The 14,670-nt window shown below is 40.3% G+C and carries 15 protein-coding genes; all 15 read right to left on the bottom strand.

Annotated elements, in window-relative coordinates; genetic code table 11:
* Positions 1–12: 12 nt before the first annotated feature.
* The 15 genes from cobA to EO115_RS06000 all read right to left on the bottom strand — a co-directional run bounded on the left by cobA (position 13) and on the right by EO115_RS06000 (position 14,625).
* Complete coding sequence (gene cobA, locus EO115_RS05930) at positions 13–1,548, bottom strand: uroporphyrinogen-III C-methyltransferase (protein ID WP_126938047.1); 1,536 nt, start codon at positions 1,546–1,548, stop codon at positions 13–15.
* Entirely contained in the window at positions 1,545–2,483 is a 939-nt protein-coding gene (gene hemC / locus EO115_RS05935; protein WP_126938048.1) for a hydroxymethylbilane synthase, read from the bottom strand. The genes cobA and hemC overlap by 4 nt, the downstream gene beginning before the upstream one ends.
* Positions 2,480–3,766: a glutamyl-tRNA reductase gene (gene hemA, locus EO115_RS05940; RefSeq protein ID WP_126938049.1), complete on the bottom strand. Its 1,287-nt coding sequence runs from the start codon at positions 3,764–3,766 to the stop codon at positions 2,480–2,482. Before hemA ends, hemC begins: the two co-directional genes overlap by 4 nt.
* Positions 3,735–4,370, bottom strand: a complete 636-nt coding sequence (locus tag EO115_RS05945; protein WP_126938050.1) for a bifunctional precorrin-2 dehydrogenase/sirohydrochlorin ferrochelatase — start codon at positions 4,368–4,370, stop codon at positions 3,735–3,737. Before EO115_RS05945 ends, hemA begins: the two co-directional genes overlap by 32 nt.
* 68 nt (positions 4,371–4,438) lie before the next feature.
* A complete protein-coding gene (locus EO115_RS05950; RefSeq protein ID WP_126938051.1) occupies positions 4,439–4,951 on the bottom strand; it encodes a DivIVA domain-containing protein in 513 nt (170 codons plus the stop codon).
* Positions 4,952–4,964: 13 nt separating this feature from the next.
* Positions 4,965–5,750, bottom strand: a complete 786-nt coding sequence (locus EO115_RS05955; protein WP_126938052.1) for an RNA-binding protein — start codon at positions 5,748–5,750, stop codon at positions 4,965–4,967.
* A complete protein-coding gene (gene proC / locus EO115_RS05960; protein ID WP_126938053.1) occupies positions 5,740–6,558 on the bottom strand; it encodes a pyrroline-5-carboxylate reductase in 819 nt (272 codons plus the stop codon). Before proC ends, EO115_RS05955 begins: the two co-directional genes overlap by 11 nt.
* A gap of 16 nt (positions 6,559–6,574) precedes the next feature.
* A complete protein-coding gene (locus EO115_RS05965; protein WP_126938054.1) occupies positions 6,575–7,078 on the bottom strand; it encodes a cell division protein SepF in 504 nt (167 codons plus the stop codon).
* 14 nt (positions 7,079–7,092) lie between these two features.
* Complete coding sequence (locus EO115_RS05970; protein WP_126938055.1) at positions 7,093–7,782, bottom strand: YggS family pyridoxal phosphate-dependent enzyme; 690 nt, start codon at positions 7,780–7,782, stop codon at positions 7,093–7,095.
* Between the two features lie 264 nt (positions 7,783–8,046).
* Complete coding sequence (gene pgeF, locus EO115_RS05975; RefSeq protein ID WP_126938056.1) at positions 8,047–8,949, bottom strand: peptidoglycan editing factor PgeF; 903 nt, start codon at positions 8,947–8,949, stop codon at positions 8,047–8,049.
* A 120-nt stretch (positions 8,950–9,069) separates the two neighbouring features.
* Positions 9,070–9,723, bottom strand: a complete 654-nt coding sequence (locus tag EO115_RS05980; protein WP_126938057.1) for a hypothetical protein — start codon at positions 9,721–9,723, stop codon at positions 9,070–9,072.
* A gap of 42 nt (positions 9,724–9,765) precedes the next feature.
* On the bottom strand, positions 9,766–10,407 hold the full coding sequence (locus tag EO115_RS05985; RefSeq protein WP_126938058.1) for a hypothetical protein: 642 nt from the start codon (positions 10,405–10,407) through the stop codon (positions 9,766–9,768).
* Between the two features lie 147 nt (positions 10,408–10,554).
* Positions 10,555–11,232: a hypothetical protein gene (locus EO115_RS05990; protein WP_126938059.1), complete on the bottom strand. Its 678-nt coding sequence runs from the start codon at positions 11,230–11,232 to the stop codon at positions 10,555–10,557.
* Between the two features lie 92 nt (positions 11,233–11,324).
* Complete coding sequence (locus EO115_RS05995; protein WP_126938060.1) at positions 11,325–11,708, bottom strand: (deoxy)nucleoside triphosphate pyrophosphohydrolase; 384 nt, start codon at positions 11,706–11,708, stop codon at positions 11,325–11,327.
* A 10-nt stretch (positions 11,709–11,718) separates the two neighbouring features.
* On the bottom strand, positions 11,719–14,625 hold the full coding sequence (locus EO115_RS06000) for a DUF3427 domain-containing protein (protein ID WP_126938061.1): 2,907 nt from the start codon (positions 14,623–14,625) through the stop codon (positions 11,719–11,721).
* Positions 14,626–14,670 lie beyond the last annotated feature (45 nt).

The raw sequence follows: 14,670 nt of genomic DNA on the forward strand, positions 1-14,670 counted from the left end.
CTGTGCCTCTTTCTATTTGCAATCGTTCAAGATTAAGTCCACCATCGCAGGGATTGTGAAAGTTTCCCCAATCAAATCTGGTTGAATGCCTTCTTCCACACAAGTGGCTCCTGTAATTGGTCCAATACAAACAACCTTCGTATTGCTTAGTAAGGTCACCGCATCAGCTCCAAGCATATCTTTTGTATTTGTCACCGTAGAAGAACTTGTGAACGTAATGTAATCTACTTCTCCTGCTCGCAAGGCTTCTTCTAAATATTCTTTGTGGGACGTGTCTTGTACCGTTTCATACAAACGCAATACACTTACATCGCATCCCGCCTGCGAAAGTCCTTTGTAAATCACATCGCGCGCCACTTTTGGTTGTACCAACACAAACCGCAAGTCCCCTAGCGCTCGCTCTGGCCATACACGGCCTTGTTCAGCAGTAATCGTTTCTACCACAGATTCCGCTTGGTAATTTGGTGGCACGATGTCCGCACGAATACCTCGATCTAATAAGGATTTCGCTGTAGCACTGCCGATAGCACATACTTTCATAGAACCTAAGGCACGGCTATCGAGTCCACGATCTAATAAGCCATCAAAAAAGAACCGCACCCCTTCGGCAGATGTAAAAATTAATCCATCGTAGGAAGATAAGCTATCATAGGTCACATCCATCTCTTCTGTACGAGGCAAGGCCTGTGTTTTGATGGCAGATGCTTCGATGACATGTGCACCTAATTCTAGTAAACGTTCAGATAAGGCACTCGCTTTGCTACGAGCTCGTGTGACCACGATGGTTTTACCAAACAATGGTTTATTATCAAACCAACGCAATTGTTCACGAAGAGATACTACTTCCCCAACGATAACGATGGCTGGCGCTTTCAATTGTGCTTTCTCTACATCTTCTACCACATGCTCTAAGGTAGAGACCAACGTTTCTTGGATTGGTTTTGTGCCCCAACGGATGACCGCCACTGGTGTTTCCTTAGAACGACCGTATTTGATTAAGTTATTAGCAATATTCGGTAAATTAGAAATACCCATCACAAAGGAGATGGTATCCACAGATTTGGCTAAGCCCTCCCAGTTCATACCAGACTCTGGTTTTGTTGGATCTTCATGACCAGTAACGATGGCAAAAGAGGTCGCCATGGCACGCTGTGTAACAGGGATCCCTGCATAAGCTGGTGCAGAAATACCAGATGTGATACCAGGTACAAATTCAAATGGCACGCCCGCTTCTACCAAAGCCAAGGCCTCTTCACCACCACGACCAAATACTAGGGGGTCGCCGCCTTTTAGACGAGCCACCACTTTGCCTTCTAATCCACATTTCACGAGAAGTTCGTTGATTTCCCATTGGTGCATCGTATGATTGTTACTTTTTTTGCCCGCATAAATAATCTCTGCCCCTTCTTTCGCATAGGACAAGAAATGCGCATCTGCTAGATAGTCATAGATGATAACGTCAGCTTTTTCAATACATTCCTTACCTTTTAGAGTGATTAACTTATGATCGCCCGGTCCGGCACCAATTAAATATACAATCCCTGTCATTTCAACACTCCTCTTTCTACCAAGTCATCGATGATGGCTTTGCCACCTTCTTCATAGAGAGCTTTTGCCAAATTACGACCTAACATATCTGCTTTTTCTTTTGGACCTGACAATTCACCTTCAAAACAATTCTTTCCATCTAAGGAAGCAATGATCGCTTTCAACGTTAATTGTCCTTTATAAATCGTCCCATGTACACCCATCGGTACTTGGCAACCACCCTCGAGTTGACGAAGGAAACTGCGCTCTCCACGAGTAGCCCACATGGTATTTTCATCATGTAATACAGATAACATATCTAGCATTTCTGCATCATCCTTGCGACATTCAATGCCCAATGCCCCTTGCCCTACAGCAGGGATGATTTCATCGCTAGTGAAAGTCTGTGTTATAACAGATTCCAAGCCCAACCGTTTTAACCCTGCCTCTGCCAGTACAATGGCATCAAAGTTTTCTGTTTCTAATTTATTCAAACGTGTCTGCACATTGCCACGAAGTACAGAAATCTGTAAATCAGGACGTCGATTCAATAGTTGTGCTTGACGACGCAAACTACTAGTACCTACCTTAGCACCTTGTGGCAATTGATCTAAGGTTTTATATTTCGGAGATACCAAGGCATCACATGGTGTTTCACGTTCTGTAATAGCACCTAATACCAAATCTTCTGGTAATTCTGTAGGCATATCTTTCAAGCTGTGTACAGCCAAATCAATACTCCCATCGCGCATCGATGCTTCTAGTTCTTCTGTAAATAAACCTTTCCCGCCAATTTCAGCCAATGGTTTTTCTAAAATGCGATCCCCCTTTGTACTGTGATGGACTAACTCCACCTGGCATTGTGGATAATGTTTGCGCAATGTATCGGCTACATAATTGGCTTGCCATAAAGCAAGGGCACTACTACGGGTGCCTATACGAATTGTCTCTCTCATAGTGTGTCATCCTCCACTTCCAAAGCAAACATATCTTGGAATAACTTCCAATAATCTCGTTCTTCCTCTTTACCCGCTATTTCACCAAAGTGAATCATTGGATCCCGCAATAATTTACGCACCAACATACGAGACATATTGCTAATAATTTTGCGCTCACGATCTGTCGCATCTGGTAACTTCGCCATAGCACGATGCACTTCACGTTTACGAATGGCTTCTGCTTTTTCGCTGAGTAAAACCATAATAGGACGAACCGATAAATATTGCAATTTCTCTTCGATTTCCCCTAAGGCTTCTTCAATAATCGGTTCTGCCTTACGAGCTTCTTCCTCTCGTTGATGTTTATTCGCTTCTACTACACTTTCCAAGGCATCAATATTAAACAAATAGACACCTGGAATCTCTGTTACATCTGGATTGATATCACGAGGGACAGCAATATCGATCATGACAATTGGCTTACCACCACGACCATCCATAATTTCTTCTGCTTCTTCTCGCTCGATCACGTAATGTGATGCACCTGTGGATGTGATGATAATATCTGCTGTTTTGGCTTCTCCCACAAAATGGTCAAAGGCCACCGCCTTACCATTGAATTGTGTAGCTAATTCTTCTGCTGTTTTGAAAGTCCTGTTGGACACAAACATACTCTTCACACCCTTAGCTTGCAAATGACGTGCTGTGAGCTCACTCATTTGACCAGCCCCTAAAATGAGAACCTTTGCCTCATTCATAGGTATATCTAAGCTATCTTCCGCCAAATTCACAGCTGTATAACTCACAGACACAGGCGTATTCGCAATGCCTGTCATCGTCCGTACCCGTTTCCCTACAGCAATAGCTTTTTGGAAAATAATATTAAACACAGATGCTGTTAACCCCTTGCTATAGGAAGAGATATAGGCCATCTTTAATTGGCTCAAAATTTGACCTTCCCCTAACACAAGAGAATCCAAGCTAGATGCTACTCTAAATAAATGAGAAATACACGCCTTCCCTTCATGGAGGAAGAACCATTTCTCATCTACGTCTACTGTTTCTTTGCCTTTCAGATGCAGTAGTAGACGTATCATATATTCTTTTACATTCTCCATATCATTTAGGACGACATAGAGTTCTGTGCGGTTACACGTCGATAAAAGGACGCACTCCTCTACTTCTTCATGAGCATAGATATGATCCATAGCATGATCAAGAGCTTCTTTGGAAAAAGAAAATTTCTCCCTCACATCTACAGGTGCACTTCTATGATTCAGACCTAATACGACTAATTGCATGTACAATATTCTCCTTCACTGAGTCTCCATGACCCTCTAGTATTTGTATAAACTCCGATTCGCCCAAATAGATACGCCAGAACTGCTCCCGTTCTTTTGACGTTGCCAATAACCGTTGCAATTCTTGTCTCCATAGGCGAATCTGAGGTAGCCACTCGGCTAATATAGTATATCGTCGTTCTATATCTTGACGTAACAATCGACTCACACGAGGACTTACTTGATTCGTAAATATAGAAATATCTAAATCCCCGATCTGTGTAGAGCTACCAAAAACCCAGTTGGAATCTTCTTTCACATCTGCTCGATTGATGAAAGCCCCCACTGCTCTCGCATCTTGTAAAACAGCTTCATTCACATCTGGTCGATCTGTAGCGATGATAACAAACTGTTGACCCACCATATCATTCGATGCGTAAGGTGCCTCTATCCATTGCAACTTTCCTTGCTCATGATATGCTACAATCTCTGGCAACACCTCGGGGCTCACCACTCGAATCGAGGCCTCTTCTTCTATCAACTTTTCAATTCTACGTAGGGCTACTTGCCCACCACCGACAACAAGACATGGTCTGCCTTTCAGTGAAAGTCCTACTGTTATCATAATCTCTACCCATATTATCTATCTCTACAATGGCAAAAACGGCTTGAATAATCAAGCCGAAAATCACCTTATGCTTCTGTATCTGTTACCTCAGTCGTTGCAATTTTTGCTAACGATACGTTTGTTTCTGAGTTATTTTGCAAAGAAATTCCATCTAATAATTGTAATTGCGCTGTCAAAATTGATTCTACTTTAGCTCGGAATACGGCCATTTCATTAGCAATGGTAGCATATTTTGCTTCTGCTTCGCGCAAAGTACGATTTGCATCTTCTAGAATCTTTTTACGCTCTTGACCTGCTTCTTCCAAAATCAAATTTGCTTCTTTACGAGCTGCTTCTTTTACATTTTCCCCAGTTTCTTGCGCCAATACCAAGGTATTTCGCATCGTCTCTTCCGTAGACTCATATTGGCTCAACCGTTTTTCCATGTACTCTACTTTATCCGTCATTTCTCGATTTTCACGGTACAATGTTTCATACGCTTCGGCTACTTCGCTCAAAAACTCGTCTACTTCGTCGGATTTATAGCCTCGCATACCTTTACCAAACTCTTTATTGTGAATATCCATAGGTGTTAACATAGGATCTACCTCCTTACATAAATCGTTTTAGATGTACTCCGATACGTCCTTTTTTAGACGTACCTGTAATACCTTCAATTTGCATACGTCCTCTACCACGAAGAGAAATGACATCCCCCTCTTTTACCTCTTGCGATGGTCCTTTTGCTGGTTGCCAGTTTACCTGTACTAACCCTGCTTTGATCGCTTCCACTACTTTAGTACGTGACGTACTAAATCCTGAAGATGCAATAGAATCCAAACGCATAGATGCGACGGTGGTACGCACTTCTTTTATTTTTTCTTCTTTCGGCTGTAATTCACTCAATTCCATAGGCGATACCGTGACGGATACCATGGCAATTTTTGTAAAATTTTGGATGACAAAGTCTGCAATCGTTGCATCTACAATTACTTGAGCGCCCCCACTGGTAACGATAATATCACCAAAATGAGTGCGATCAATCCCCAACCCCATCAAGGAACCTAACACATCTCGATGCGTTAATAATCTAAATCGTGGGTCCCAAGACACTTTCAATACGGCTATTTGTAAATCTACCGTACCTTGAAAGTGTGGATCTACAAAGGCTACACGAAGACGTTCTGCCCCTTCGTAACCGCCACTGGAGATGGTTTCGATGCCACCGAAATTGGCTTTCACTGCATCGGCAATCACCAAACCCGCCGGAGACATAAAGTCTGTCACCCGATACGGACGACCTGCTTGTACTTGTTCCGCTAAGTCGATCATGCGCCGCGCTTCTTCTCCATTTCCAGAAGCCTCAAAATAACGAATTAACTTTTCTTTATCTTTCACGTTGTTTTCCTATTTCATTGGACCGCTCATAACACGCTAGAATGCCTTCCATCATGGCTGAACGAAGACCTTCTTTTTCCATCGCTGCAATACCTGCGATAGTTGTACCTCCTGGTGATGTCACTTGATCGCGAAGCACACTAGGATGGCTGCCTGTTTCCAAAGCAATTAAACCAGAACCGTACATCGTTTGTACCGCTGCTTGCAAGGCCAATTGTCTAGTCAAGCCAATCCGTACACCTGCATTCGCCATCGCATCTAGGATGGTATACATATATCCCGGGCCGGCCCCCGCTAAAGCTCCGATGCGATCTAAATCCGCTTCAGAGCAAACAACAGCTTCCCCTAAAGCTTCAAAAATACGCAGGGCTTGCTCCCTTTCACCTGGTGTCACTGTTTCACCACTAGCAATCGCAGTAAAACCAGCTTTCACCAAAATCGGAGTATTCGGCATCGCTCGCAACCAATGCGCTTCTGGCGCAAAGGATTGCAAGGTCTCTAACGGTATTCCTGCCGCAATGGAGATGCAAATAGTTCGTGGTTCAATATGTGGTCCTACCTCCTCCATAAGAGAGGGTAACACTTGAGGTTTTACACCAAATACAATCAATCGATACTCATCAAAGGCCGGTATAGCCTCACAATCTGTGAAAGCTGTCACCCCAAATTGGCGCTCTAATTCGGAGGCCTGTTCACTGCGACGCACTAATACATCAACTTCATCAGGGCCCCAAACACCTTGCTCTAGAGCGCCTTGTAAAATAGCACCGCCCATAGAGCCTACACCAATCATCAGTATTTTTTGCATGGCTACCTCCTAATACTTAGGCTTGTGGTTCTTTCCAAGCTAATTTATCAGATAATTCTGTATATTCTTTATCTGTATAATCTACTGTTACATTCACTGGAACACAGATAAAAATATCTTTTCCAATTTTTTCTAATTTGCCATCTAACGCAAATGTTGCACCACTTACGAAGTCAACGATACGAGCCGCTTCATGTGGATCTGTGTTTTCAAAATTAATGACTACTGGACGCATATCGCGCAATTGATTTGTAATGTGTTCAGAATCCTCGAACGCTTTTGGTTCGACAATTACTACTTTCATACCACTAGAACGTTGTGCCACTGTGTTATATCCTCCTGTTTTTGGTCGTGCAGCTGGTGCCACAGGTGCAGGGTTTCCTGCCACTGGTGCGCTTACCACTGGTTGTTGTGGATCATCTTCATAGATTTCATCTGCATATTCTTCATATTCATACTCATCGTCTTGATTACCAGCGAAAAAGTTTTTCATAGAATTCCAACTGTCCTTCAGTGCCATCGTTATTTCCTCCGTTACTCATCATAGTGGCGTTCTCCAAATATTGCCGTTCCCACACGCACAATATTGGCACCCTCTTCAATTGCTACTTCAAAATCGTGGGTCATCCCCATCGATATATATTCAATCTGTCCCACATCAAAATGGGATTTCATATCTTCAAATAAAGCGCGAGCGACTCTAAATATAGGTCGAGCTTCCTCTGGATCATCAAAGAAAGGCGCCATGCACATCAACCCTTTCACCCGTATATTAGGCAAGGTTTTCGCATAGTCCCGTATAGCTGGGAATTCTTCTACATCCATACCGGATTTGCTCTCTTCTCGAGCCACATTCACTTGCAGTAATATTTCTTGTACTAGTCCTTCTCTAGCCGCGACACGCTGGATTTCATCCAGTAATTTGACACTATGAACTGAATGAATTAAAGAAAACTTTCCAATTACATTGCGCACCTTATTGTTCTGTAGTTGACCAATTAAATGCCATTGTAATTCGGGGCCCTCATAGAGCTCCATCTTCCCTCGCGCTTCTTGTACACGATTCTCACCTACTGTGGTCACACCGAGGCGAGCCACTTCTTGTACAGCGTCGACAGGATGATTCTTTGTCACTGCTACTAGCATGACCGAGTCTGTTCTACCCACTCGTGCTTTTGCTTCTTCTATGCGCTGTTGCACATGATGTAATGCTGTTGCAATCATATATGTCAGTCCTTTTTTAGTCGTTTCTATTTACTGTGAAAGGTCTTAATAAAGAAAATAATACTTTATCTTTTTTATTATAAACGAAAGAATAAGAAAAGTACATAGAAAAAGCATGATTTCAAGGCTACTTCTGTGTATTTTCTTATTCTTTATGATAAATCGTATACATGTATTGCCCGTAAACAGGGAATCTCATCCAAACTTTCCATAACTATCACTAAGAAATATCTGTAGTGATAGACTCTGTCAATACAACTTTTATTATAATTTATGTTCTACATCACGTAGCACAGCAAACATAGCCATGCGCCCTGTACGTCCTTGGTCACGACGATACGAATAACATCGTTCTTCTGTCATCGTATCTGTGCCAGATACAGAGATTTGATCCATCGGTATGCCTCGCTGTACCATACAGGTTGCAATGTATCCTTTTAAATCTACATGCGGTGTGGCCACCGTCTGCCCTTCCCGTTGGATATATTTGACTAGGTCTATCTCCTGTGAAAGTCCAAGCCCTTCTATGTCTTGACGAAACTGTTGTGCAATCTCTTCACTCACCTCAAAGGAGTCTCCACCAATCGAAGGACCTATGTACAAGTAACATGCATTAGCCATCGTTCCATAGTCTTCATGCATGCTGTCCAAAGTGCGCTCCACAATATGAACAATAGCACCTCGCCATCCTGCATGGATCACCGCCACAGCATGATGTGCTGCATCATAGAGCAGAACTGGCACACAATCGGCTACTAGTAATAGCAAAGGTATATTCACTAAGTTAGTATGGATAGCATCACTATCAGGAATGCTATCAGCCCAACTAAAAGCCCCTTTACCGACGAGCTCCTCTGTCACCCTCGTTACACCCACACCATGCACTTGCTCACCACAAGTCAAATGATTCGGATCCACCCCTAGCACCTGAGCTAACCGTTTGCGGTTCTCCACCACCGCCGCAGGATCATCACCTACATGAAGCCCCATGTTAAAACTGGTGAAGTCACCTTCACTGACACCACCATAACGACAAGTGACACCATGAGTCAAAGGGAATCGCTCTAGTAGCGGACTATATTCATAGGTAATACTGGTGGAATTATTTTGGGAGATGGAGGATTTGTGAAGAGTGGAGGATGAGTAGGGTATTTTAGTTGTGATCATATTGAGGCCTCCTGAGGTATTAGTAAACTGATTTATAGTGTAATGAATATATAGATTATCTTAATTTGAGCATCAAATTTATTTTATATTGTAGTTAGGAAAATGTTCAGCTCTCTGAAATTAATGTGCATCTATCTTTATCTTAGTTACTCGTTCTCCATCATTTTCAAACGAAATCCCTGAAATAAAATCTGAGTTCCACATAAAGGCTCCATAAAACCATGTATTAGTTTTAAAAATATATGTTGGTCGCCCATACATCTTGTATACTTTTTCTAAAGTATCACCAACACCGATTCCTCTATATGTGACTGCATCTCGATTCTTAATTTCAATATAATTAACTACATATGAATCTTTATTGTCACCCTCTGTAAACACTTGAGTAAATCTTACGCCTCCATATACCAATCCATGTCCAGGAGAAGTCGGATTTCCTAAACTAGATCGAACTTGTCCTAAAGTTGCTCCCATTGGAACTCCTAGAACCTGATATTCCATAGCATCTAATGGGTTTCCAACAACCCGATGAAGACTAAAATTACTTGGGTACTCTGACCTCTTAGGTAGATTAATTATACCCGAAGAGCTTTCGCTATCCACATCATTTCTGCTAGACTGAACTTCTAAAGACGTATTTCGTTGCTCTGTTTTATCCCTAACTGCTTCTAGTTTTTTCTCAGACTTAGATAACCAACTCGCTTCCGCTGAAGCTGGTGTAAAAACCGTCGCACTGAAAACAGCTAGCAAAATAGATGTTGTTAATTTTTTCATAATAACCCTCCTAGATAAGCATTATATTTTTCCATATATAATCTATGTAACTATAATTTTTGTGACTCTTTCTCCATCATTAATAAATCTAATACCATAGATATAGTCTGAATCTCGCATAAACGCACCATAGAACCACACATTATCATCAAAAATATGTGTCGGGCGACCATACACTTCATACACCTGTTCCAACGTATCACCTACTGCAATCCCGCTATACGTTGTAGCATCACGATTCACTATCTCAATTAAATCTGTATTATGAACTGCCATTACATGACTATAAAACGTAATACCTCCATAACGTGCAAATACATTTTGAGGTTTTCTCCACGAAGGATTAAACATTTGTTCCTCCGTAGGTGTTCCTAAAACTCTATGAACATCCTCATACGTTGATCCTACAAAAACACCCGCAACACTACGATCTTTTATATTTAAATGCTGACCTATCACTCGTCCTACTGGATAATTGCTTGGGTAATCTGACCGCTGTGGTAAGCGAATCTTACTCGTAGATGTTTCAATTGTTTCACTAGATTCGCTTTGTTGTCCCGCTTCATTCCAAGATTTTTCAATCTTTTTCCATGTTTTAGATAACCAACTCGCTTCTACATGAGTTGGTGTGAAGATGGTGGCACTGAATAGCGTTAGTAAAATAGATGTAGATAATTTTTTCATAATAATACCTCTAAATATGACCTAACTTTATCTTCTACAGACAATTCTTCTGAAGAGATACCTCTTGCACCAAGGGCGATGTATAAAATTGAGATTGATTTGACATGAGGTACCTCCTTGCTAAACATGCACTCTCAGATTTCTTAATTATATAACTCTAATTTTAGTTACTTTCACACCATCATTCTCAAAATATATACCACCGATATAGTCCGTGGTCCATTTAAAAACTCCATAAAACCATGAACCATCATCAAAAATATATGTTGGGCGGCCATATACTTTATATACTTGTTCTAATGAGTCTCCCACGGCAATTCCACGATAAGTAACAGCATCTCTATTAACTACTACTATTTCACCTGCCGTTTCTATCTGCCCGTAAATACTACGATAGGTGATGCCACCATACCGCATAAAAGCTTTTTGCTCTCCATCCCTCCGAAGTTCATGATGGACTTCTTCTGTTGGTTCACCTAATACCCTCCGGATTTCTTCATACGTCGAATTAACGTGTACACCTGCTATAGCATATTCTTCAGCACTCAATCTATATCCTACCATTTGCCCCACTCTATAATTTCTAGGATAATCAGACTTTTGAGGTAAACGTATGGTGCTAGTAGAATTTTGGCTATCTTGTTCATCCTCTTCTACTTTATCCACAGAGCCCTCTTTAGAAGCACGCTCTCTTTCTGCCATTGCATTCCAAGAGGCTTCAAACTTCTTTAATGTTTTAGATAACCAACTCGCATCCACATGAGTGGGAGCAAACACAGTGGCACTAAATAGTGCTAATACAATCGATGTCGTTAATTTCTTCATGTTCTCTCTACTTTCATCAAAGAATACATACTAAGCTCACAATATATTACTTATTATTAGTATATCATTTGTAGCTTTTAAAGTCCTTCTCATCAAATCAACTTTCCCACACATTCCACGATAGGCAAATCAGCTTCTAACCAATCTACATCGTATAGTATTTCTTTTGTTAACCAACGAGCTGCACTATGTTCTTGTAAATGAAACTCTCCTTTCAGCTCACATTGATAGGCATGCATAATCAAATGAAAGCTAAGATAATCATATTCTACGGTGGTCAAAAATTCTCCTACCACAATAAATACATCTAACTCTTCTTGGATTTCACGAGACAATGCTGTTGTATGATCTTCTCCAGCTTCAATCTTTCCGCCTGGAAATTCCCAGCTTCCTTGTAAGTCTCCATACCCTCGTTGTGTAGCCAAGACCTGTTTGTCTTTCATTATGACAGCCGCCACTACTTCTATCGTTTTCATCCATATCTCCTTAACGGTTCACAAAATAATCATATAAATCTTCTCGTATTGGTGTGTCTAACTCATAGGCAATACGAACTGCTTTTTTCGTAGTCCCCGGCATCGTAAATACTTCTGTTTCTCCAGTAGCATGGATATGTCCTAAATAGTAAAACTCTTTCGCTCCATCTTCATCATTTTTATTTTTTCTAATAAATAGATGCATAGCAATGCCTTCTTCACGAGCATGTAATGCTTTTTGCACTAAATTATTAGTAAGGTCTACACCACTTTTAGAAATGGCAATTAACTGATGAGGAGATACTAATTTATCTTCATAGCGTATAGTATCCGAAATATCTTCCCCTTTGTCGTAATTGATAAATACAGGGTAGGTCTTCGTTGCTTCATCGTACTTATAACCACCAATATTCAATGGTACTATACTAGTTTCCCATTCCATCAATTGACATACGTCTTCATAGGTGTATTTCTGATACAACGTGAAAGATGCTTCTTGATACCGTTCCTTATAATACTTTTCATACCTCTGAAAGCCTACTTTTACATAGTCCTCTATCATATTTCGGAAACCTTCTTTTTGTAAAGCCTCACAAAATACATCAGAAATACGTAAGCTACTACCTTCTTCTCTACAAAGCACCGCTTCTTTAAAGCTAGCTTTAGATGTGCCAGTTTTAAATTGTCCGGTGAACAAATTAATAATATTTCTCTCTGTATGAACTGTACAAGGAATATTTAGTATCTCTAATTGTGTTCTCATATACGCTAATGGATCTACTTCACCTTGTAACAATCCTTCCAATACATAGAGCTCATGTACTCGCTTTCCAAGCACCATATATTGACCCATATACTCTAGTATCTTCGCTTCTACCGTTGAAAATCTATGCGTATACTCTGTTTCATAGTCCACCAAAAATTTATAATACGTCTTAGCACTACTATTAAAGATTAATGAAATATCGATACTTCCATAGTTTTCAAAATCTACAAGACTTGGAATGCGACCTAATTTATACTTTAACTGTTTATAGGCCTGGCGAATGTTTTTAATCTGAGTAAACTTAGCTGTGTCGATGGATTTAAAAATTCGCTCTTGTGCTACCGCATCAAAATGGATCGTCGAAGCTCCAGGTATTACCCTAGTTCCCTCTTGCACATAATAACGCAAACTATCTTTATTATGACTCACATCACCAGAAAGGGCCACAGGAATCATAAAGTTATTATTAAAATTTCCAATAAAGTCAAGAACTACTACATACTCTTTACTATTGTGACGCCGTAACCCACGACCTAACTGTTGCACAAATACAATAGGGCTCTCTGTGCCACGGACCATAACGACTTGATTTACTTCTGGAATGTCTATACCTTCATTAAAAATATCTACCGTCATAATATAATCCAAGGACTCATTCGTATGAGACCCTGACAATCGTTGAATTGCCTTCTCTCTATTTTCTTGTGAGTCTGCACCACTTAGACTAACGGTACGCATCCCTAATTCATTAAATGCATCAGATAAAGCTTGTGCTTCTTCTATACTATGACAGAACACTAACCCCTTTACTCGTTCTCCTGAATATCCATAAAAGTTACATTGTTCTAAAATCAATCTGGCTCTCGTCTTATAATCCCATTCATTCGCAAAAATACTTTGTGCCTCATCACCTTCATAGGTTGTAATCCCATCTGATAATTGACTGATACCAAAATAATGGAATGGACATAATAAGTCAGATTCTAAAGCATGCTGTAAGCGTATTTCATGAATAATATTATAATCAAATAATTTATAAATATCGAAATCATCCGTCCGTTCTGGACTTGCTGTCATAGCAAACCAAAACTTAGGTGTAAAGTAATCCATAATACGATGGTAACTTTCAGATCCTGCTCGATGAGCCTCATCAATCACAATTACATCAAAATCTGTAGGAGAAAATCGTTCATAACATTCAGGCTTCGCCATCATTTGCATCGTAGCAAATAAATAGGTTTCAGAAAATCCTTTTGCCGTACCCGACAATACACCATATGTCACAGTATCGCCAATCACATGTCGATAAGATTCTAACGCTTGCCTTGCCACTTGTTCACGATGGACTAAAAACAAAACTCGTTTCGGCTTAACACTGCTCACTGCAAATGCAGAAGCATACGTCTTACCTGTCCCTGTTGCTGAAATTAGTAAGCCTTTATTTGCGCCGGACTTATAGAGCTGTTTGAACTGTTCAATCACATAGGACTGCATACTATTGGGTTGCAAAGATTGTTGCGCCTCATGATATACAGACTTCCTTGTTTCCTCTATATGCAATACCTGTTTCTGATTCACTTCATTATATTGTTTATATAACTGTCTATACGTATCTATATATTCTGCATAAGATTTTGTCTCACTAGCAGACCATAAACTTTCAAATTCTTCTAATACAGAGGTAACGAACGATTCTTGCTTATGCGAACTATAATGAACATTCCATTCTTTATTTCGTGTCAATGCATGAAGTGTCATATTGGAACTTCCCATAATTATGGTGAACTCATCTTGCAAATGAAATCCGTATCCCTTTGTATGAAAGCCAATGTCTGATTCTTGCACATCAAAAATTCGCAGTTCAATATTTTTAAATTGGCTTAATTTGTCCAATATTTTAGGATCATTGAACATTAAAAAGTTAGTGGTTAAAATTCGTCCAGAAATTTGTTTTGCTTCTAATTCTTTTAATGTCATAAGCAAGGGACTTAATCCACCAGCAGTAATAAAAGCAACACTAATAAAAAACGATTCACATCGCTTCAATTCGCTTTCTATGGCAGAAATAACTTTTCTTCCTTCTTCTGCATTATTTGATACAAACTCCGGTCCGCCTTGTTGCAAGGCCTTCGTAAAATTAATTTCGTGCATCTCTTTCTCCTATATATCTATATAAGATCACTGTACCAGCTCTTA

This window comes from Veillonella sp. CHU740 (genome assembly GCF_003992055.1).
In the GTDB taxonomy this organism is placed as follows: Bacteria; Bacillota; Negativicutes; order Veillonellales; family Veillonellaceae; genus F0422.